This window comes from Arthrobacter sp. UYCu723, assembly GCF_054059215.1.
Map to the genome: position 1 here is coordinate 3,808,393 of NZ_JBSSBW010000001.1, position 20,372 is coordinate 3,828,764.

The following is a 20,372-nucleotide window of genomic DNA, read 5'->3' on the forward strand; positions in this document are numbered from 1 at the left end:
CATGGGAAGGGCGGATAAGCAGGAAGACCCGGACGTGGTGCGGCCGGGCCGCTGGCAACGCTACATTGACGCGGCCGTCGCCGGCCCGGCTCCGGCCGGCCGGAGCGTCCTGCCGGAGTCTGCCTTTGACACGCCCGGACCTGCTCCGGGAACGCCCGGATCTGCTCCGGGAACGCCCGGATCTGCTCCGGGAACGCCCGGATCTGCTCCGGGAACGCCCGGATCTGCTCCGGGAACGCCCGGATCTGCTCCGGCGGTGGCGCGGGCACGGGCACGGACCGACCGGCGGGCGGAACACCGCGCCCGGCTCAGGGACCGGTATTCTGCGGCCACGGCCACGGCCACGGCCACGGCTCCGGTCCGGTCCGGACCGGGCCGTTCTGGATCCGGCCGTTCCGGGGCGGCGGTACGCCGGACAGACCTCCGCCTGGTTCCGGCGGCGCTGCTGGTCTGGGCCACCGCGGCTGCCGCAGGCTGGCTGGACCCCGCCGCGCTGGCGGCCCTCTGCAGCGTCCTGCTGGCAACCTCCGGAGCGCTACTGCTCCGGGCTGCCGAACAGACCAGGCGCCGGGATAACTCCCCGAAATCGTCCGGCCACGGCAGAACCGCGCCACGGAGTTTGCTGGCGACGGCCGCCGTGGCGCTGCTGCTTTCCACCGTGGCGGGCGCCCACTCTGCTGTCGCTTCCGCCCAGCGCCACGACGCCGACATGGCCGGAGCTGTCGCCGCGCGCACCGCTGTCGTGGCAGAGCTCGTTGTCAGCGGCGCTCCGCGGCGGCTCCAGACGCCGGGGAGGTCGGGACTCGCCGACCGGTGGGCGGTACCGGCCACGCTGCTCGCGATTAATTTCGATTCCCGCCGGGTCCGGGCCGCCGCCAGTCTGCTCGTGATGGGCGGCCCGAAGTGGGAACACGCCACGCCGGGCCAGCGGATCAGGACGACCGGAAAACTCAAGCCGGCCGGACCGGGCCAGACGGAGGCCGCCGTACTTTCGGCCTCCTCCGCCCCGCGCACGCAACAGGTCCCGGGGTCATTGCAGCAGGGTGCCCGATCGCTCCGCGAAGGCCTGGCCAGCGCAGCCGGCCGTTTCGGCGGGGATGCCCGCGGCCTGCTGCCCGGGATGGTCACGGGCGACACCAGCAGGCTCGACCCTCAGCTGGACATCGCGATGAAGACGGTCGGGATGACCCACCTCACTGCCGTCAGCGGGGCCAACTGCAGCCTCATTCTGGGTGCGCTCCTGCTGGGTGCCCGCAGCCTCCGCCTTGGCAGGGTTGCGGCCGCGGTAGTGTGCCTGGCCGGACTGGGAATGTTCGTCCTGATGGTGGGGCCGGACGCCAGCGTCCTGCGTGCCGCCTTGATGGGTGCCATCGGCCTCGTTTCTCTGGCAGGCGGCAGGTCCGGACGCGGCCTCAGCTTCCTGTGCCTCGCCATCATTGGCCTGTTACTGGCGGACCCCGCGTTGTCCACGAGTTTCGGGTTCCTGCTTTCCGTGCTTGCCACGCTCGGCATTGTGGTGGCCGGCAGGCCTATCATGACGTGGCTGCCGCGTGCCGTGCCGCCCTGGGCGGCTGCCGGCCTTGCCGTGCCGCTGTCGGCGCAGACGTTCTGCGGTCCGGTGATCGTGCTGCTGCAGCCACAGTTCTCCAGCTATGCGTTTGCCGCCAATGTGGCAGCCGCGGCGTTGGTGGCGCCGGTTACGCTGCTGGGCACCGCCGCTGTCCCGCTCGTCCCGCTGGCCCCGGGGCTCGCAGCTGTACCGCTGGCGGTTGCGGCGGCCTTCGCGGCCGGGGTTGCCGGCATAGCCCGATTCTTCGCGGGACTCCCCGGGGCCGTCCTGCCGTGGCCGGAAGGTCTCTTTGGCATGACGACGATGGTGATGTTCTCCTCGGCCGTCCTCACCTCGGTCTGGCTTGTCCTGCATCCCGCAACAGTCGTCACGCTGGCAGTGGCGGCGCACGCGCGGACTGTGGCAGTCCTCGCCCGGCGGCAGGCCGGTCAGCACCGCCGGCGGGGGCCGTCCGCACCGGGCCGCCGCGGCTTGGCGCACCGGTCAGGCCGTGGCACGCTTAGAGTCTGCAAACAAACTTCCGGGAGGAAACTTCAGTGGCTGCTGCCCAGACCCAACGCACCACGACCGCTGCGTCGAGGACCGCCACCTGGCGCGATGTGAAGCCGGCCGCCGTGGTGCTGGTCGGCGGTCCGGAGGACTATCTGGGCGCCCGTGCGATGGACCGCATCCGGTCACAGGTCCGCGCTGCCGCGCCCGACGTCGAAGTCACCCGGCTCAACGCCGGCAGCTACGAGCCGGGCTCCCTGGCCATGAACGTCAGTCCGTCCCTGTTCGGGGAGCAGAAGCTGATCGAGGTCGAGGGGCTCGAGGCCATGAACGATGCCTTCCTGGCCGACGCGCTGAAATACCTGGCGCGGCCCGAGCCTGACGCTGTACTGGTCCTCCGGCATGGCGGCGGGGTGCGCGGCAAGAAACTGCTGGACGCCATCAAGGCAGGCGGCTGGCCGGTGGTTGACTGCCAGCCGTTGAAGAAAGACGCCGACAAGGTCGCCTTCGTCACCGGTGAGTTCAGGGCAGCGGCCCGACGCATTGATCCCGATGCCGTGCACGCCCTGGTCAATGCTGTCGGAGCGCACCTGGCGGAGCTGGCGGCAGCCTGCAGCCAGCTGATTGCCGACGCCGCCACGGGAGTGGACTCGGCCATGGTGGACCGTTACTACGGAGGCCGCGTCGAGGCCACCGCCTTCAAAGTTGCCGATGCTGCCCTTGCCGGGAATGCCCCGCTGGCGCTGTCCACGCTCCGGCATGCCCTGGCCACCGGTGCGGATCCCGTTCCGCTCGTGGCAGCGCTGGCGTCAAAACTGCGCACCCTGGCCAAGGTTGCCGGCGCCCAGGGCTCGTCGTCACAGATTGCCAAGCAGCTGGGCATGCAGCCGTGGCTGATCGAGCAGGCGCAGCGCGAGGTCAGGCGCTGGACCCCCGGGGGACTGGTCCGGTCCATCCAGGTCACGGCCGAGGCGGACGCTCAGGTCAAGGGACTCTCGCGGGACCCGGTCTACGCCGTGGAACACGCTGTCACGGTGATAGCGACGTCGGTCCGGCGCTGACGCTTCATTCACGGCGACGATCCCCGTCAGGCAGCTGGCCGGGGAAAGTCACTGGGCGCTGGCCGCCAGGGCCCCTAACGGAAATGTGCTTGACCGGAAATGGGCTTAACTGGAAGTGGCCGGCACCCTGGGGTGCCGGCCACAATCATCAGTTCAGTTGAACTGGAAACCTTAGAGCGCGTTGACCTTCTTGGAGATCGCGGACTTGCGGTTTGCTGCGTTGTTCTTGTGAAGAACACCCTTGCTGACAGCCTTGTCCAGCTTGCGGCCGGCAGCAACCAGTGCGGCAGCGGCGGCATCCTTGTCGGTGGACTCAACGGCGGTGTTGACGGCGCGGATGGCCGTCTTCAGCTCTGACTTGACTGCATTGTTGCGCAGGCGAGCCTTCTCGTTGGTGAGGATGCGCTTCTTCTGGGACTTGATATTAGCCACGTGTGAACTCTCTTTTTCAATGCGGAAAATGGTCTAGAGGGCTTTCAGATTGGCCATTGACTGAGCGGCGTGGGGATACCTATGGCGACCAACCATATGTGGCCGTCGACCTGCACGGACACACAGCTGTCAATAATAGCAGAAGAGACGCCGCCGCCGTGGCGATCCAATGGCTCAGTGCCTAGGACCAGCCGTGCCGGGTCCGCAGGGCCGTGGCGATCAACGCGAACCGCCCGGCGTCGAGGATGGCTCCTTCCCGCCGGACATCCTTGGGATTGATCTGCAGGATGCGGTCCAGTTTCGCCTCACTGGGGCGCCACTGGCGGTCCCACGGTCCCGTGCCGATGTCCACGTAGTCGTCCGCGCGGCGCGCATCGTCGTCGTGGTCCTTGCTGGTCAGCATGAGTCCCAGCAAATACCGGCCGGTGTTGCCCACCAGCAGCACCGGGCGGTCTTTGCCCTGCGAATAGTCCTCTTCATACGGAACCCAGGTCCAGACGATCTCGCCGGGCTCGGGAAGTCCGTTAGGGGACGGGGCGTAGCGGACCGCCGTGGTTCCGCGGAAATCACCGGGGTAGGTACCGGAGAGGCCGACGGCGGTGCGGGCGGAAGACGGGCGACCGGTGCCATGCCGTTCCGGCCGCACCTTCGTCGCCGGCCTGCCCGGACTCCGCGGCGCGGCGCCGCCAAGCCGGTCCAGGAGGCGCAGGGTGGTACGGACCGCGTTGCCGATCGAGCGAAAGTTCAAGGCCATAGGGAAACCATACCGGCAGCGCCCGGCGCGGCGGGGTGCTCGCCGACGGCAGGAATGCGCTCCGACGGCCCCGGACGTGGGAGACTATAGGTTCAGATATGCGGCACCTCGCGGGATGGCACCACCATCCGCACGGGTCCGCGAACGGCTAGCAGTAAAGCCAACCGTAATGCCAACAGTAAGGACCCTGCGTGTCTCCCATGGCCCGCACCGCCCCGGTGCCCGCCGCAACAGATCCGGCCATCATCCGGAACTTCTGCATCATTGCGCACATTGACCACGGCAAATCCACACTGGCCGACCGGATGCTCCAGTACACCGGCGTCGTACAGTCCCGCGACATGAAGGCCCAGTACCTGGACCGCATGGACATTGAGCGCGAACGCGGCATCACCATCAAGTCCCAGGCTGTCCGCATGCCCTGGGAACTCGACGGCACCAGTTACGCACTGAACATGATCGACACCCCCGGACACGTGGACTTCACCTATGAGGTCTCCCGCTCGCTCGCGGCCTGCGAAGGCGCGGTGCTGCTCGTGGATGCGGCCCAGGGCATCGAGGCCCAGACCCTCGCCAATCTCTACCTGGCGATGGAAAACAACCTCACGATCATCCCTGTGCTGAACAAGATCGACCTCCCTGCCGCCCAGCCGGAGAAGTACGCGGCGGAACTGGCCAGCCTGATCGGCGGCGATCCGGAGGACGTGCTGCGCGTCTCCGGCAAGACCGGCGCGGGAGTCGAGGTCCTGCTGGACAAGATCGTCCGCGACCTGCCCGCCCCGGTGGGCGACCCCAACGCCCCCGCACGTGCCATGATCTTCGACTCGGTCTATGACACCTACCGCGGCGTGGTCACCTACGTGCGTGTGGTCGACGGCATGCTGCACCCCCGCGAACGCATCCAGATGATGTCCACCCGCGCCACCCACGAACTCCTCGAGATCGGTGTCAGCTCTCCGGAGCCCACCCCTTCCAAGGGCCTCGGCGTCGGCGAAGTCGGCTACCTCATCACCGGTGTAAAGGACGTCCGCCTGTCCAAGGTCGGCGACACCGTCACCAACCTGGCCAAGCCGGCCACGGAATCCCTTGCCGGCTATGCGGATGCCAAGCCCATGGTCTTCTCCGGCCTGTATCCGTTGGACGGAACGGACTATCCGGCGCTCCGCGATGCGCTGGAGAAGCTGATGCTCAACGATGCCGCGCTCGTGTATGAGCCTGAGACGTCTGCCGCGCTGGGATTCGGCTTCCGGGTGGGATTCCTCGGCCTGCTGCACCTGGAAATCACCCGTGAGCGCCTGGAACGCGAATATAACCTGGACCTGATCTCCACCGCCCCCAACGTGGAATACGAGGTGACGCTGGAGGACAAGAAGATCATCCACGTCACGAACCCCAGCGAGTATCCGAGCGGCAAGATCGCTGAAGTCCGCGAGCCGATGGTTTCCGCCACCATCCTTGCGCCGAACGAGTTTGTCGGCGCCATCATGGAGCTGTGCCAGAGCAGGCGCGGCGTGATGGGCGGCATGGACTATCTCTCCGAGGACCGGGTGGAAATCCGGTACCGCCTGCCGCTGGCCGAAATCGTTTTCGATTTCTTCGACATCCTCAAGTCCAGGACCCGTGGCTACGGGTCGCTGGACTGGAAGGCCGACGGCGAGCAGGTGGCCGATCTGGTCAAGGTGGACATCATGCTCCAGGGCGAGCAGGTGGATGCCTTCTCCGCCATCACGCACCGTGACAAGGCCTACGCCTACGGTGTGATGATGACGGGCAAGCTGCGCGAACTCATTCCGCGCCAGCAGTTCGAGGTGCCCATCCAGGCCGCTATCGGCTCGCGGATCATTGCCCGCGAAAGCATCCGCGCCATCCGCAAGGACGTCCTTGCCAAGTGCTACGGCGGTGACATCACCCGAAAGCGCAAGCTGCTGGAAAAGCAGAAAGAAGGCAAGAAGCGCATGAAGATGGTGGGCCGTGTGGAAGTGCCGCAGGAAGCGTTCATCGCCGCCCTGACCACGGACGAGTCCAAGGACAAGGCCAAGAAGTAGCGGTGCCGGATATGACTGTCCCCACGCAGGCGGGCCCGGCCCGTGCCTAGCGTTCTTCCCCTGGGCGACCCGGCTCCGCCGGACGGCCTCCTCCCTGCCCAGGCACTGGAGGGCGCCGCCGGCCGGGCCTTCGGGCTCTACGTGCACATCCCGTTCTGCGCCGTCCGCTGCGGTTACTGCGACTTCAACACCTACACCGCCACCGAGCTCGGCGGCGGGGCCTCGCAGGACGCCTACGCCAGCACGGCCATCTCGGAGGTCGAATTCGCCGCCGCGGCGCTCCAGAACAGTGGCCTGCCGGCAAGGACCCTCGGGACCGTCTTTTTTGGCGGCGGAACACCGACGCTGCTCCCCGCCGAGGATCTGGGCCGGATCCTGACCGCCGCCGTCGCGGCGTGGGGACTGCAGCCCGGGGCGGAGGTCACCACCGAAGCGAACCCGGACTCCGTCACGCCCGAATCCCTGCAGCTCCTGGCCGACGCCGGGTTCACCCGGGTTTCCTTCGGCATGCAGTCGGCCGTCCCGCATGTCCTGAAGGTTCTGGACCGCACCCACACGCCCAGCCGTGTCCCGCAGGTGGTCCAGTGGGCCCGGGAGGCGGGGCTCGCCGTGAGCCTTGACCTGATCTACGGCACCCCGGGGGAATCGCTCGACGACTGGCGCTACTCGCTGGAGACTGCGCTGTCCTACGGACCCGACCACATCAGCGCCTATGCGCTGATCGTCGAGGAAGGCACCAAGCTCGCCGCCCAGATCCGCCGTGGCGAGGTGCCCGGAATCGACGACGACGACCACGCCGCCAAGTACGAGCTCGCGGACGAGCTCATCTCCGCTGCCGGCCTGGGTTGGTACGAGGTCAGCAACTGGGCGCGCACGCCGGAGCAGGCGTGCCGCCACAACCTCGCCTACTGGCGGGGGGACGACTGGTGGGGGATCGGTCCCGGGGCGCACTCGCATGTGGGTGGCGTCCGCTGGTGGAACGTGAAGCACCCCGCGGCCTACGCGAACCGGCTGGGTTCAGGGCTCTCGCCTGCTGCCGGGCGGGAAACCCTCGACTCCGAGACCCGGAACGTGGAGCGCATCATCCTGGAAGCCCGGCTGAGTACCGGGCTGGACATCCCGAGCCTGGGCGGCCTGGGGGACACCGGGCGGCACGCCGTGGCGGGGCTGATTGCCGACGGCCTGGTTGATCCGGTGGCGGCCTTCAAGGGCCGGCTGGTGTTGACGCTCAAAGGACGGCTGCTCGCCGACGCCGTGGTCCGCCGGATCCTGCCGGACTGAGCAGACTAGCTGAGGCCCAGCCGGGCCTGACAGCCTGACGCCCAGCCGGCTGGGATGCCCCTACTTGATCCAGCGCAGGTTGAACTCATAGCGGTGCGGCTGGCCACGGTTGACATGGATGCCTGCGGCGACAGAGAAGCACGTGACGGCAATCCAGATCACGGTGGCGAGCACGGCGAACAGGTTTCCCACCACCGGCACAAAGACCAACAGGTTCGCGACCACAGCGGCGATCGTCGGGGGCAGCGTGAAGTTGAGGGCTTCCTTGGACTCCTGCGCCGTGAACGGGCCGCGGTCCTTGAAGATCAGGTAGATCAGCAACGAAGGAACGCAGCCGAGGATGCCGCCAAAATGCGCCAGCGTGGCCCACTGCCGGTCCTCGCTGGCCGTCAGGGGCAGCGCATTGGCGGGAACGCCATGATACGGGGGCTGGCCATGGCCGGCCTGATTGCCCGTGTGTTCGCGTGCGTCTTCTGCCACGGTTTAGTCCTTCGGATTGCTGTGATGCGTTGTTGCTGGAAGTTGTTACCAGTAGTGCCGGAGCCGCGCAGGGTGCGCAGCCGCCGATCCAAGAATACTTGCTCGGACGCCGAATCGAGGATCGGGCCCTCAGGGAACCGTGAGGAAATCGATGACCTCTTCCACGCGGCCCAGCAGTGAAGCTTCCAGATCGGCGTAGTTGCGGACGGCGCCGAGGAGCTTCTGCCAGCCCAGGCCGATATCCTCCTTGGTGCTGTGCGGCCAGCCGAAGGCCATCAGGATGCCGGTCTTCCAGTCCACGCCCCGGGGGATGACCGGCCACGTCTCGATGCCCAGGACCGAGGGACGGATGGCCTGCCACACGTCCACGTACGGATGCCCGACAATCAGCACGTTCCCAGCCGCGCCGGGGGAGGCCATCACGGCGTCGGCGATCCTGGACTCCTTGGACTCCGGCACCAGGTGGTCCACCAGGACGCCGAGGCGGCGTCCTGGGCCGGGCCGGAACGCGGCGACGGCGGCCGAGAGGTCATCGATGCCGTGCAGCGGCTCGACGACGATGCCCTCCACCCGGAGATCGTCACCCCAGACCTTCTCCACCAGCTCGGCGTCGTGCTTGCCTTCCACCCAGATCCGGCTGGCCTTGGCCACCTGCGCGCGCTGGCCCTCGACCCGGATCGAGCCGGACGCGGTGCGGCTGGCTCCCGCCGGTGCAAGGGCGGGCCGCGGGGCCGGCGGCATCAGCCGGATCGGCTGGCCCGCCAGGAGGAAGCCGAAGCCGAGCCGGAAGGACCTCGACTTGCCGCGGCGGTCCTCCAGGGCCACCACATGCATCCCGCCGGACTTCTCCACTCGGGTGACGGCCCCCACCCAGCCGGACTGTACGTCCTCGAGCACCATTCCGCGTTCCACGGGGACTTCGGGCAGCTGGGGCTTGGCGGGGGCGGACAGGTCCTGCGGGCCCCAGTTCTGGTATGACATCTGTTCACACTGCTTTGCGCTCGGAATGATACGGCGGGCTGTGCCCGAAAACACCAGCCCCGGGAACGACGCCTGGAGCGAATCCAATGCTAACAACGCGGCGACTCATATTAGACTGGTTAGCACTTAGGCATGTCGAGTGCTAACCACGCCCAGTGCGGACCGCCTGCCCGGCGCGGCCGGAGGGGCGGCACCGGATGCGGGACAGTCGATTGGAGGTGGGGCGTGAGCGAACCACGCAAACTCGAAGTGCTGCGCGCCATCGTGGAGGACTACGTCCATTCGCGTGAACCCGTCGGCTCCAAAGCCCTCGTGGAACGGCACCATCTGGGCGTGTCCAGCGCCACCATCCGCAATGACATGGCCGCACTGGAAGATGAAGGCCTCATCACGGCGCCGCACACGAGCTCCGGAAGGATTCCCACGGACAAGGGCTACCGCCTGTTCGTGGACCAGATCTCCGCCGTCAAGCCGCTCTCCCCGGCGGAACGCCGGGCCATTCAGGCACTGCTGGAGGGGTCCGATGACCTCGACGACGTCCTGGACCGGACGGTGCGGCTCCTGTCGCAGCTCACCAACCAGGTCGCCGTCGTGCAGTATCCGCATCTGAGCCGGGCCAAGGTGCGGCATATCGAATTTGTCCTGCTGGCGCCCCGGAAGGTGCTGGCGGTCCTGATCGCGGACACCGGCAAGGTGGAGCAGCGGGTGATCGACGTCGTCCAGGACCTTCCGGAGGAGGCCGTCGCGGAACTGCGGTCGCGGTTCCTGGGCAGCCTCTCCGGGACGCCGCTGAACCTGCTGCCGCAGTCGCTGCAGGCCGTGGTCGTCAGCTGCCCGCCTGCGCGGCGCAGCGCCGCGCAGGCACTGGCCAGGGGGCTCGAAGCCCTCGCCGCAAGCAGCCGCGAAGAGCGCATGGTCATGGCCGGGACAGCCAACCTCGCCCGGTCCAACGTGGACTTCCCGCTGAGCATCGGTCCCGTGCTGGAAGCACTCGAAGAGCAGGTGGTCATGCTGCGCCTGCTCAGCGACATGGCGGCGGACCCGCGCGGAGTGACTGTCAGCATCGGCCGGGAGAACCCGTACGACGGGCTCGCGGAGGCGTCGGTGGTGGCTACCGGCTACGGCCCGGACGCCACGGCCAAGGTCGGTGTGCTCGGTCCCACCCGGATGGACTATCCGACCACCATGGCCGCCGTCCGTGCGGTGGCCCGCTACCTTTCCAGAATCCTCGGGCCCTGACCGCCCGGGCGGCAGGCCGCCGCGCCGCTGTTGACCAGACTTCATGCCCCTAACAGGCAGTACAACCAGGAAGAGATACGAACTTTGAGCAGCCACTACGACGTTCTTGGAGTCTCCCGCGAAGCAACGGGAGAAGAGATCAAGAAGGCCTACCGCAAGCTTGCGCGGACCCTGCACCCGGACGTCAACCCGGGCGATGACGCGTCAGACCGTTTCAAGGCCGTCACGCACGCCTACGAGGTGCTCTCCGACCCGCAGAAACGCCGGGTCTACGACACCACCGGCAATGAGAACGGCACCGACAACGGCTTCGGCGGCGGCAGCTACGCCGGCCAGGGCTTCGCGTTCCAGGACATCTTCGACACCTTCTTCGGCGCCGGCGGCCAGGCCGGTCCCGCGTCCCGGGTCCGCCGCGGCCAGGACGCCCTGATCAGCGTCCGGATCGAGCTCCGCGACGCCGTGTTCGGCGTGAACAAGAAGCTCGAGGTCGACACGGCCGTCACCTGCCCCACCTGTGAAGGCTCCTGCTGCCGGCCAGGCACCCGCCCGGAGCGCTGTGACATCTGCGGCGGCAGCGGCCAGGTCCAGCGCGCCGTCCGGTCCATCCTGGGCCAGGTCATGACCACGGCTCCCTGCGGCAGCTGCGAAGGCTTCGGCACAGTGATCAAGGATCCCTGCAACGAATGCGCCGGCCAGGGCCGGATCCGCAGCCGCCGGACCCTGACCGTCAAGGTCCCGGCCGGAGTCGCCACCGGCACCCGCATCCAGCTCTCCGGCCAGGGCGAGGCGGGTCCCGCCGGCGGCCCCGCGGGCGATCTCTACGTGGAGATCCGGGTCAACAACGACGCCACCTACGTGCGCGACGGCGACGACCTGCACGCAAGCCTGAATATCCCGATGACCGCCGCCGCGCTCGGCACCGAGCTCACCCTCGATACCTTTGACGGGCAGCAGGAGATCGACGTCAAGGCCGGCACCCAGTCGGGCGAGGTCATCACCCTGCGCGGACTCGGCGTCACCCATCTGCGCGGCTACGGCCGCGGGGACCTCAAGGTCCACCTGCAGGTGGAGACCCCGGGCAAGCTCGACGCCGCCCAGGAGGACCTGCTCCGTCAGCTCGCGAAGCTGCGCGGGGAACAGTTCACCGAAGGGAAGCTCGCGGCGAGCGGCGGGGTCTTCGCCAAGCTCCGGGACCGGCTCGGTAACCTGTAGCGGTGAGCAATCCGGTCTTCTTCACCGCCCCGGGAACACTGGACCAGCAGGTCCCCGGTTCCACCTTCGTCCTTGACGGCGCCGAGGCCCGCCACGCGGTCACGGTGAAGCGCCTCAGCCTCGGCGAGCCGGTGGACATCGCCGACGGCGCCGGGAAGCGGCTCACGGGAACAGTGACAGCCGTCGCGCCCGGCGAACTGACCGTGGAGTGCGCCGAACTGACCGCGGAAGCGCGGCCGGACATCCGGCTGGTCCTGGTGCAGGCCCTCGCCAAGGGCGACCGGGACGAGCTGGCGGCCGAAACCGCCACGGAGCTGGGGATCGACGCTGTCATCCCCTGGCAGGCGGAACGCTCGATCGTGCGCTGGAAGGCGGAGCGGGCGGCGAAGGCGCATGCAAAGTGGCAGTCCGTCGTGACGGCAGCCGCCAAGCAGGCACGCCGCGCCTGGATTCCGGAGGTCCGCTCCGCCGTCGACAGCGCCGGACTTCAGGCGGCTGTCGCCGCAGCAGGTCTCGCCATCATCCTGCACGAGGACGCCGTGCGTCCCCTGCGGCAGGTGCTGGAGTCCTGGCAGGCGACGCTGGGCACGCAGGGCACGCTGGACAGCCAGCCGGCTCCAGACGCGCCGGACGCCGCCCGTGAAGTGCTGCTGATCGTAGGCCCGGAAGGCGGCATCAGCCCCCGTGAAGTGACGAGGCTGTGCGGCGCCGGCGCCGTCACCGCCCTGCTCGGCCACCACGTGCTGCGATCCTCCACCGCCGGCCCCGCCGCGACCGTGCTGGCGAGCGACATCCTGGGCCGCTGGTAGCGGCAGGCTGCCAGGCGGGCTGCCTGACTTCCTTGGCTGTTTCCTATTTGACTGTGTTCCTATTTGCTTCTTATTTGACCGTTCTTATTTGACTGTGAAGCCGCGCGTGTCCACATTCAGGTCCTGGGACGGGTTGCCGTCCTGCAGCTGGGAGACCCTGACCTCGTAGTTCCCGGGGCCCAGGTTCACCGAAAGGCTGAACAGTCCGGACTGGCCGGCGTCCGCGGAGGCTGGGGTGTTCCCGTTCAGGTAAGTCGTCTTGACGCTGCCGTCGATCCGCAGGATCTCCCAGCGGAGCTTCCCGCCCGGAACGGTGCTCCGGCCGCTGACCTTGACCGCGCCGTCCTCCATCGAGGTGCCCTCCTGGGGATTGATGATCCACACCGGGGCAACCATGCCGGAGCTGCGGGACGTAGGGGAACCGAGGCGGACATGGTTGAAGGCGACATAGTCGGTGTGGCCGTCCACGAGCACCACGACCTGGATCTGCTGCCCGGAATCGATCAGGCCCGCGCTGGCACCGGCTGCCGTCGCGGTGTAGACAAGCTGCTGGATGGCGCGTTCGGCCATCGCCGCATCCACGTTGCTGTTGAAGGCGTCGTCCGAGAGGTCCACGGTGATGACGTTCTTCCCGGAAATGGAGGTGGCCAGTTTCTTCGGGTTCTGCCAGGGGGTGAAGAAGTCCGGATCGAGCGGCTTCTCGGACATCATCACCCGGAGCGCACGGGTCACGGGGTTGTCCTGGTCCGGAACGTCACGGAACTCACGGTAAAGGAACATGTTGTCATTGCTGCGGCCGATCCAGTAGACCGGAGCCTTGTTGGAAGCCTGGCTTGTCTCCAGCGGGGCGCTGGTGGCTGGGGCGCCGGGGGAGGCCGGACTGGACAGCAGCTGCGACGGGGTATTCGAGTTGGTGATACCGGGTTGGGGGGTGGCTACGCAGCCGGAAAGGACAAGCGCCGCGGGCAGCACCAGCAGCAACATGCCGGGGCGAATGCGCCCGGTTGTCGACCTCTGGCTGGTTCCGCGCTGCCTGATAGCTGCTTTCCTTTCCTGTTTCATGGCCTCCGGGGCCCGTCCTCGCCATGTCCGCCATGCCGCCGGAAGCACTGCTCCCGGGGCGGCCGATTCCCAGCATGGCATATGGTCCGCGCGCAGGACCGGGGTTTGGGCCCGGGCGCCGGAACTGCAACGGGAACGATATGAGGCCGATACAAAGTTGATACCTAATGTCGGAAATCGCGGCCCGATCGCGGCCCGACGGCGGCCTGACTGCGGCCTGACTGCGGCGCCATGGCGGCCCGACGGCGGCCCGACGGCGGCCCGCGATGGCGGCGCGCGCTGGCGTAAGATGGAAGGACCCGCTGAGACCGGACCAGAAGGCGAGCACCGCCGTCGGGCCGGATCAGCGGGACAGATCAATTCCGAACTGGAGGGGACCAGAGGCCCGCGGGCCAACACCATGACTGAAGCAGCGAACGGCAAAGCCCGGATCAGCGCCGCAGGGCGCTCCGCAGGCGAATTTCCACACTCCCTCCCAGGGTTGCGGACGGAGGTGGTCCTGTTCGACAACTCCGACCAGATGGTTCAGTCCCTCGGCAGTCATGACGAAGCCCTGCGTTTCATCGAGAGCCAGTTCCCGGCCGTGGACTTCCACGTCCGTGGCAACGAGCTCTCGATCAGCGGGTCGTCCGTTGATGTGCCCCGGATCATGCGTCTGCTCAACGAGGTGCGCGGCCTCGTCGCCCGGGGCACGGTTATCACCCCCGCCGTGCTGCAGCAGCTCGTGTCGCTGCTCCGGAGCCAGTCCCTGCAGAACCCGGTTGACGTCCTCACGCACAACATCCTCTCCAGCCGCGGAAAGACCATCCGCCCGAAGACCCTGAACCAGAAGAACTACGTGGACGCCATCGACGCGAACACTGTGATCTTCGGGATCGGTCCCGCCGGCACCGGCAAGACGTACCTGGCCATGGCCAAGGCCGTCCAGGCGCTGCAGCAGAAGGAAGTCAGCCGCATCATCCTGACGCGTCCGGCCGTCGAGGCCGGGGAACGGCTCGGCTTCCTGCCCGGCACCCTCAGTGACAAGATCGACCCTTACCTGCGCCCGCTCTACGACGCCCTGCACGACATGATGGACCCCGAGTCCATCCCGCGTCTGATGGCCGCCGGCACCATCGAGGTCGCCCCGCTGGCCTACATGCGCGGGCGCACCCTCAACGACGCCTTCATCATCCTGGACGAGGCGCAAAACACGACGCCCGAACAGATGAAGATGTTCCTCACCCGGCTTGGCTTCGGCTCCAAGATGGTGGTCACCGGTGACGTCACCCAGGTGGACCTGCCGTTCGGGACCCGTTCCGGCCTGCGGATCGTCGAAGAGATCCTGCAGGGCATCGAGGACGTCAACTTCACGGTCCTGGACGCGTCCGACGTCGTCCGCCACCGTCTGGTGGGCGACATCGTCAATGCGTACAGCATCTGGGACGACATCCAGAGACACCGGGTCAAGCAGTCCGTCGCCCGGGAAAAGCGGGGAGGGAACGCATGAGCATCGAAGTCAACAACGAATCCGGCGTGGCCGTCGACGAATCCCAGCTGGTCTCGCTCTCCCGATTCATCTTCGAACGGCTCTTCATCCACCCGCAGGCGGAGCTGTCCATCCTGCTGGTGGATGAGCCCGCCATGGAGAAGCTGCACATCGAGCTGATGGACGAATCCGGCCCCACGGACGTGCTGTCCGTCCCCATGGACGAACTCACCCCGGGCACCCCGGACAAGCCGACGCCGCAGGGCATGCTCGGCGACATTGCCATTTGCCCGCAGGTGGCCGAGATCCAGGCGAAAGACGCCGGCCACTCCACCCAGGACGAAATGCTGCTGCTCACTACGCACGGCATCCTGCACCTGCTCGGCTATGACCACGCCGAACCGGAGGAGAAGGAAGAAATGTTCGGCCTCCAGCGCGAACTGCTCTCCGCCTTCACCGGCAAAGAGGCCCCGTCAGAGACGATTCAGTGACCCCACTGATCCTTGCCGGCATGGCGCTGGCGTTCCTCAGCTTTGCCGCTCTGCTCACCGCCGCCGAGTCTGCCTTCAGTTACCTCCCCCGGCACGACGCCGAAGCGGCCATCCTGCAGAGCCGCGGCACGGCGCTGAGACGCATAATGGCACAGCCGGTGGCGCACATGCGTGCCCTCAGGTTCTGGCGGATCTGGTTCGAAATGGCCTCCGCCGTCGCCGTGACCGTGCTGCTGCACAGCCTGCTGGGCGACGTCTGGCTGTCCGGCCTGTCGGCCACCGGCATCATGGCGCTCATCGGCTTCGTGATCGTCGGGGTGTCGCCGCGGCAGCTCGGACGCGTGCACCCCGCCGCACTGGTCCGCTTCACGGCCCCGCTGATCCGCTGGCTCTGCGGTGTGCTCGGCCCCATTCCGGGGTGGCTGGTCACGCTGGGCAGCGCGGTGGCCCCTGGGGCGCCGGCCGACAACGAGGCCTTCTTCAGCGAAGAGGAATTCCGTGAACTCGTGGATCGCGCCTCCGAGTCCGACGTCATCGAGGACAACGAGGCCGAACTGATCCAGTCGGTCTTCGACTTCGGCGACACCCTGGTCCGCTCGGTCATGGTCCCGCGGACCGACATCCTCTGCATCGACTCCGGCTCCACCCTGCACCGGGCAATGTCGTTGTTCCTGCGGTCGGGGTATTCCCGGATCCCCGTCATCGGCGAGAACACGGACCAGATCCTCGGCATCGTGTATCTCAAGGACGTCGCCGCGGTGCTCCACAACCTCGGCCCGGGTGAGGAACCCCCGGTCGTGGACGGACTCGCCCGCGAGGTCCGCTACGTTCCGGATTCCAAGCCGGTCAGCGAACTGCTGCGCGAACTCCAGAAGGAGTCAACGCACGTCGCGATCGTGATCGACGAATACGGCGGAACCGCAGGTCTGGTCACCCTCGAGGACCTCATCGAGGAGATCGTCGGCGAGATCGTGGACGAGTACGACACCGAGGCCGCGGAGGCCGTGGAGCTGGGCGACGGCAGCTTCCGGGTCAGCGCGCGCATGAGCATTGATGACCTCGGCGAACTGTTCGACCTCGAGCTCGACGACGACGAGGTGGACACCGTGGGCGGGCTGCTCGCGAAGGCGCTCGGCCGGGTGCCGATCGTCGGCAGCACCGTCCAGGTCCACGGGCTGTCCCTCCGCGCGGACCGGCTCGAGGGCCGGCGGAACCGGGTCAGCCACATCATTGCGGCCGCCGTTCCAAAGGAAGAAACTGACCTTGAAGAGCTTCTCGACAAGGCCGCACCAAACCAACAGGGAGTACCACGTGAGCAAGCAGAATAAATCCGACGGCGAAGCGGCTTACGGCGGCTATCGCGCCGGTTTCTCGGTGCTGGTCGGCCGGCCCAACGCCGGCAAATCCACGCTCACGAACGCCCTCGTCGGCAAGAAGGTCGCCATCACCTCGGCCAAGCCTCAGACGACGCGCCACACCATCCGCGGCATTGTCCACCGGGATGACGCCCAGCTGATCCTCGTGGACACCCCGGGCCTGCACCGGCCGCGCACACTGCTCGGCAAGCGCCTCAACGAGCTCGTCGCCGACACCCTCGCCGAGGTCGACGCGATCGGCTTCTGCCTTCCGGCCAACGAGAAGATCGGCCCCGGTGACAAGTTCATCGCCGCGCAGCTGGCCGCCGTCGGCAACAAGCCGATCATTGCGATTGTGACGAAGGCAGACACGGTGGACCGCCAGGGCCTCACCGAGCAGCTGCTGGCAGTCGCCGCCCTGGGCCGTGAGGTCCTGGGCGAGGAGGGCTGGAAGGACATTGTTCCGGTCTCCGCGACGGACGGCTTCCAGGTCGGAACCGTGGCCGACGTACTGATCAGCCACATGCCGCCGTCGCCCCCGCTGTACCCCGACGGGCACCTGACGGACGAGCCGGAAGCGGTCATGGTTGCCGAACTCATCCGCGAAGCCGCGCTCGAAGGCGTCCGGGACGAGCTGCCGCACTCGCTGGCTGTCGTCGTCGACGAAATCGTGCCCCGTGAAGGCCGGCCCGAGGACAGCCCGTTCCTGGACGTCCGCGTCAACCTGTACGTCGAACGGCCGTCGCAGAAGGCCATCATCATCGGCAAGGGCGGGGCCCGGCTGCGCGAAGTGGGGACCACCGCGCGCAAGGGGATCGAGGCGTTGCTGGGTACCCGGATCTACCTCGACCTGCACGTCAAGGTCGCAAAAGACTGGCAGCGGGATCCCAAGCAGCTGGTGAAACTCGGTTTCTGAGCCGCGCTTCCGAGGGGGCCTCCTGCCGGGCCCGCCACTCCCATGGCATCGGCCATCGGGGTTTTCCCAGATAGGGACACTAAAATAGGCGGACTCCCGTTCGTGAAGGAAGGCTCAACAAGTGGCTCGACCCCGCCCAGACCGTGCAGACGGCATCCAACCGCCGGTTCGGTCAGCCGGTGCTGCCCGGCACTCGGACGATCCCGCCGTCGGCCCGGCCCGGCATCTCGGTGCCCCCCGGCGGCTGCCGGCCTGGCTGAAAATCGGCACCGCCGTCGTCTCGGTCCTGCTGGTCGGTGTCCTGGCCTTCGGCGCCTACTGGGTCATCCGGTTGCAGGGAAACATCTCGAAGGCCTCGCTGAGCGCGGGGAGTTCCAAGACCGAGGGAGCGGTGAACGATTCCAACGACAGGATGCAGATCCTGATCCTTGGCTCGGACACACGCGACGGCAAGAACGCACAGTACGGCACCGCCGATGACTCCACGGGCTACGGGCACTCGGACGTCATGATGCTGATGGACATCTCGGCCGACAACAAACGCGTGAACGTCGTCAGCTTCCCCCGTGACCTGCTGGTCGACATCCCCAAATGCACCGACCAGAAGACCAAGACCGTGTATCCCGCGCAGAAGAACGTCATGATCAACGCGGCGATGTCGGAAGCCGGAATCGGCTGCGCCGTGGACACGGTCAACAAGATCACCGGCCTGGAGATTGACCACTTCATGATGGCCGACTTCAACGCGGTCAAAGAACTCTCCAACGCCGTCGGCGGCGTCGATGTCTGCATCAGCGACGCGGTGTACGACCCCGATTCGAAGCTCCGGCTCCCCAAGGGAACGTCCAAGGTGCAGGGCGAGCAGGCACTGGCCTTCGTGCGGACCCGGCACGCCTTTGGCGACGGCGGCGACCTCGGCCGCGTTCAGGCGCAGCAGAGCTTCCTGTCCTCGCTGACCCGGAAGATCAAGGCGGACGGCACGCTCACGAACCCTTCCCGGATGCTGGGCATCGCCGATGCGATCACCAAGAACCTCACGATCGACGACGGGCTGGCCTCCATCCCGACGCTGCTGACCGTGGGCAACCGCCTGAAGGACATCGACGTCGGGAAGGTCGCGTTTGTTGCCGTGCCGACCGTCCCGGCGGCGGCCGACCCGAACCGGCTTCAGCTGGCGGAGCCTGGCGCGTCCCAGCTCTTTGCCGCGATGCGCAAGAACGTGGACCTCACCGACCCGACGGCGACGCCCGGCGGTTCCGCGGATCCCAGCGCCAGCCCAACGCCGGCACCCGCCTACGACAAGACTCTGCAGCCCGTCGCGGTAGCCAACGGCTCGGGGGTTCCGGCCCGGACCCAGGAGATCCTGCAGTCTCTGACGGCCGGCGGCTTCACCCAGCTGGCTCAGCTCGCGGCCAAGCCCGTCGCCACCACCGGCGTCTACTACGGCGCGGGGTTCGCCGATGTGGCCGCGGACGTTGCCGCGCTGCTGGGGATTCCGGCCAGCCAGGTCGCTCCAGCCGCCGGCGTCACGGGCGTCCAGGTCTACCTGGGCAGTGACCTCGTCGGCGGCACGGCGAGCGGGGACGCCCAGGTGGCACTGCCGCCGGACATCGTCAACCAGACGGCCGGGGACACCGTGTGCCAGCAGGCCAATCCGGAGCTGATCACCCGCTAATCCCCACCCGCTCGAAGGCCCGGACTGCGCCAGTCATCCCGCCGGCAGGTGCCCCGGACCGTTCCGGAAACGTAAGGACTCTCGTCTTGCGCCGCTCCGCCCATGGGTCCTTAATGGGTTCCATGAGCAGGGATCGTTCTGCGACGGCTGCATTGTCTGCCCCATTTGAGACGGTGGACGGCCGGCTGGCCCGCGGAGGGATCTTCGCGCTCCGGGCAGGGGTGGCGTTGCTGTGGATCCAAAACGTCGCCTGGAAAGTACCGCCGGATTTCGGCGAACGCGAGAACACCGGACTCTATCTATTCACCCGCTTCGCCGTTGACTACCCCGTGTTTCCCCCTTTCACATGGTTCATTGAACAGATAGTGCTGCCCGCTTTCCCGTTGTTCGGGTGGATGACCCTTCTTGTCGAAGCGGGCCTGGGCGCGTTCCTGCTCATCGGTCTCGCCACCCGCTTCTGGGCGGTCGTCGGAGTGGTCCAGTCGCTGGCGATCACCCTGTCCGTCCTCAATGCCCCGAATGAATGGCACTGGGCGTACTATCTGATGATCCTGGCCCACACAGCCATTTTTGCCACTGCGGCCGGGCGCGCCTACGGGGTCGACGGAGTCCTCCGGCCCCGCTGGGTGGAATCCACCGGACGCTTCGAAAAACTCCTCGCGAGGCTCTCATGACCGGGCGCCACTTCGATCAACCCGTGCTCGCCCTGGGCGAGGCCGCACTCCTGAGCTCTGCGTTCACCTTCTCCAGCGGTGGACCGGCTCAGGTCGAGTTCATCCACATCCGGGGGCGGGACTTGTCCTGCTCCTTATCCTCGGAGTTGCCGCGGTGATCGCCGGGATCCTGCGCGTGGGCGTCCTGGCGGTCGCGTCCGGGGCAGGATTCGTGGCGGCTGCGTTGCTTCAGCTGCTGCAGGCTGGCCAGAGCGTCAACTGGCTCGCCGGCGACGGTTCCACCGTGGCACTTATGGGAGGCCTGGGGATCGGACTGCTTGCCGTGACGCTGACGCCGCGCCCTTCATCTGCCGCGCATCCCTCTACTGCCTAGGACAG

The 20,372-nt window shown here is 67.4% G+C and carries 19 protein-coding genes; 14 read left to right on the plus strand and 5 right to left on the minus strand.

Annotated features, from left to right (window positions below):
- Position 1 precedes the first annotated feature (1 nt).
- Together ACVWZ8_RS17820 and holA are read left to right on the plus strand one after the other, a co-directional pair.
- Positions 2-2,173 carry a ComEC/Rec2 family competence protein gene (locus tag ACVWZ8_RS17820; RefSeq protein WP_456505370.1) on the plus strand — a complete coding sequence of 724 codons (2,172 nt, stop codon included), beginning with the start codon at positions 2-4 and terminating at the stop codon, positions 2,171-2,173.
- Positions 2,107-3,120: a DNA polymerase III subunit delta gene (gene holA / locus ACVWZ8_RS17825; RefSeq protein WP_426978059.1), complete on the plus strand. Its 1,014-nt coding sequence runs from the start codon at positions 2,107-2,109 to the stop codon at positions 3,118-3,120. The genes ACVWZ8_RS17820 and holA overlap by 67 nt, the downstream gene beginning before the upstream one ends.
- A gap of 171 nt (positions 3,121-3,291) precedes the next feature.
- Here holA and rpsT read toward each other — a convergent pair whose 3' ends face one another.
- Positions 3,292-3,552 carry a 30S ribosomal protein S20 gene (rpsT, locus tag ACVWZ8_RS17830; protein ID WP_090581023.1) on the minus strand — a complete coding sequence of 87 codons (261 nt, stop codon included), beginning with the start codon at positions 3,550-3,552 and terminating at the stop codon, positions 3,292-3,294.
- Between the two features lie 181 nt (positions 3,553-3,733).
- Positions 3,734-4,306, minus strand: coding sequence for a type II toxin-antitoxin system PemK/MazF family toxin (locus tag ACVWZ8_RS17835; RefSeq protein WP_426978058.1), 573 nt, complete (start codon positions 4,304-4,306; stop codon positions 3,734-3,736).
- Between the two features lie 191 nt (positions 4,307-4,497).
- On the opposite strand from ACVWZ8_RS17835, the gene lepA reads away from it, so the two are divergent.
- Together lepA and hemW are read left to right on the plus strand one after the other, a co-directional pair.
- Positions 4,498-6,351 carry a translation elongation factor 4 gene (lepA, locus tag ACVWZ8_RS17840; protein ID WP_426978057.1) on the plus strand — a complete coding sequence of 618 codons (1,854 nt, stop codon included), beginning with the start codon at positions 4,498-4,500 and terminating at the stop codon, positions 6,349-6,351.
- A gap of 42 nt (positions 6,352-6,393) precedes the next feature.
- Positions 6,394-7,632 carry a radical SAM family heme chaperone HemW gene (gene hemW, locus ACVWZ8_RS17845; protein WP_456505371.1) on the plus strand — a complete coding sequence of 413 codons (1,239 nt, stop codon included), beginning with the start codon at positions 6,394-6,396 and terminating at the stop codon, positions 7,630-7,632.
- Between the two features lie 60 nt (positions 7,633-7,692).
- On the opposite strand, the gene ACVWZ8_RS17850 is transcribed toward hemW, so the two are convergent.
- Complete coding sequence (locus ACVWZ8_RS17850; RefSeq protein WP_426978055.1) at positions 7,693-8,112, minus strand: DUF4870 domain-containing protein; 420 nt, start codon at positions 8,110-8,112, stop codon at positions 7,693-7,695.
- A 129-nt stretch (positions 8,113-8,241) separates the two neighbouring features.
- On the minus strand, positions 8,242-9,093 hold the full coding sequence (locus tag ACVWZ8_RS17855; RefSeq protein ID WP_426978054.1) for a DUF3097 domain-containing protein: 852 nt from the start codon (positions 9,091-9,093) through the stop codon (positions 8,242-8,244).
- A gap of 225 nt (positions 9,094-9,318) precedes the next feature.
- On the opposite strand from ACVWZ8_RS17855, the gene hrcA reads away from it, so the two are divergent.
- The 3 genes from hrcA (at position 9,319) to ACVWZ8_RS17870 (ending at position 12,353) form a co-directional block, all read left to right on the plus strand.
- Positions 9,319-10,332, plus strand: a complete 1,014-nt coding sequence (hrcA, locus tag ACVWZ8_RS17860; RefSeq protein ID WP_426978053.1) for a heat-inducible transcriptional repressor HrcA — start codon at positions 9,319-9,321, stop codon at positions 10,330-10,332.
- 84 nt (positions 10,333-10,416) lie between these two features.
- Positions 10,417-11,544 carry a molecular chaperone DnaJ gene (dnaJ, locus tag ACVWZ8_RS17865; protein ID WP_426978052.1) on the plus strand — a complete coding sequence of 376 codons (1,128 nt, stop codon included), beginning with the start codon at positions 10,417-10,419 and terminating at the stop codon, positions 11,542-11,544.
- Positions 11,545-11,546: 2 nt separating this feature from the next.
- Positions 11,547-12,353 carry a 16S rRNA (uracil(1498)-N(3))-methyltransferase gene (locus ACVWZ8_RS17870; protein WP_426978051.1) on the plus strand — a complete coding sequence of 269 codons (807 nt, stop codon included), beginning with the start codon at positions 11,547-11,549 and terminating at the stop codon, positions 12,351-12,353.
- 84 nt (positions 12,354-12,437) lie between these two features.
- On the opposite strand, the gene ACVWZ8_RS17875 is transcribed toward ACVWZ8_RS17870, so the two are convergent.
- Positions 12,438-13,337, minus strand: coding sequence for a GerMN domain-containing protein (locus ACVWZ8_RS17875; protein WP_426978050.1), 900 nt, complete (start codon positions 13,335-13,337; stop codon positions 12,438-12,440).
- Between the two features lie 478 nt (positions 13,338-13,815).
- On the opposite strand from ACVWZ8_RS17875, the gene ACVWZ8_RS17880 reads away from it, so the two are divergent.
- From ACVWZ8_RS17880 to ACVWZ8_RS17910, 7 genes are all read left to right on the plus strand, one after another.
- Complete coding sequence (locus ACVWZ8_RS17880) at positions 13,816-14,904, plus strand: PhoH family protein (RefSeq protein ID WP_456505372.1); 1,089 nt, start codon at positions 13,816-13,818, stop codon at positions 14,902-14,904.
- Positions 14,901-15,374, plus strand: a complete 474-nt coding sequence (gene ybeY, locus ACVWZ8_RS17885; protein ID WP_426978047.1) for an rRNA maturation RNase YbeY — start codon at positions 14,901-14,903, stop codon at positions 15,372-15,374. Before ACVWZ8_RS17880 ends, ybeY begins: the two co-directional genes overlap by 4 nt.
- Entirely contained in the window at positions 15,371-16,702 is a 1,332-nt protein-coding gene (locus ACVWZ8_RS17890) for a hemolysin family protein (RefSeq protein ID WP_456505373.1), read from the plus strand. Before ybeY ends, ACVWZ8_RS17890 begins: the two co-directional genes overlap by 4 nt.
- Positions 16,686-17,645, plus strand: coding sequence for a GTPase Era (gene era, locus ACVWZ8_RS17895; protein WP_426978045.1), 960 nt, complete (start codon positions 16,686-16,688; stop codon positions 17,643-17,645). The genes ACVWZ8_RS17890 and era overlap by 17 nt, the downstream gene beginning before the upstream one ends.
- Positions 17,646-17,766: 121 nt before the next feature.
- The gene (locus ACVWZ8_RS17900; protein WP_456505374.1) at positions 17,767-19,320 is read left to right on the plus strand and encodes an LCP family protein; all 1,554 of its coding nucleotides are present in this window, start codon (positions 17,767-17,769) and stop codon (positions 19,318-19,320) included.
- A gap of 122 nt (positions 19,321-19,442) precedes the next feature.
- Positions 19,443-19,994, plus strand: a complete 552-nt coding sequence (locus tag ACVWZ8_RS17905) for a DoxX family protein (protein WP_426978043.1) — start codon at positions 19,443-19,445, stop codon at positions 19,992-19,994.
- Positions 19,891-20,367 (plus strand): Rv1678 family membrane protein, encoded by a 477-nt coding sequence (locus ACVWZ8_RS17910; protein ID WP_456505375.1) that lies wholly within the window; start codon positions 19,891-19,893, stop codon positions 20,365-20,367. Before ACVWZ8_RS17905 ends, ACVWZ8_RS17910 begins: the two co-directional genes overlap by 104 nt.
- Positions 20,368-20,372: the final 5 nt, after the last annotated feature.

Bases quoted from the DNA above. Each gene is read 5' to 3' on its own strand.
- ACVWZ8_RS17875 (WP_426978050.1), bottom strand. From the start codon at position 13,337: ATGTTGCTGCTGGTGCTGCCCGCGGCGCTTGTCCTTTCCGGCTGCGTA.
- ACVWZ8_RS17880 (WP_456505372.1), top strand. From the start codon at position 13,816: ATGACTGAAGCAGCGAACGGCAAAGCCCGGATCAGCGCCGCAGGGCGC.
- ACVWZ8_RS17905 (WP_426978043.1), top strand. From the start codon at position 19,443: ATGAGCAGGGATCGTTCTGCGACGGCTGCATTGTCTGCCCCATTTGAG.
- ACVWZ8_RS17835 (WP_426978058.1), bottom strand. From the start codon at position 4,306: ATGGCCTTGAACTTTCGCTCGATCGGCAACGCGGTCCGTACCACCCTG.
- ACVWZ8_RS17820 (WP_456505370.1), top strand. From the start codon at position 2: ATGGGAAGGGCGGATAAGCAGGAAGACCCGGACGTGGTGCGGCCGGGC.
- ACVWZ8_RS17855 (WP_426978054.1), bottom strand. From the start codon at position 9,093: ATGTCATACCAGAACTGGGGCCCGCAGGACCTGTCCGCCCCCGCCAAG.
- ybeY (WP_426978047.1), top strand. From the start codon at position 14,901: ATGAGCATCGAAGTCAACAACGAATCCGGCGTGGCCGTCGACGAATCC.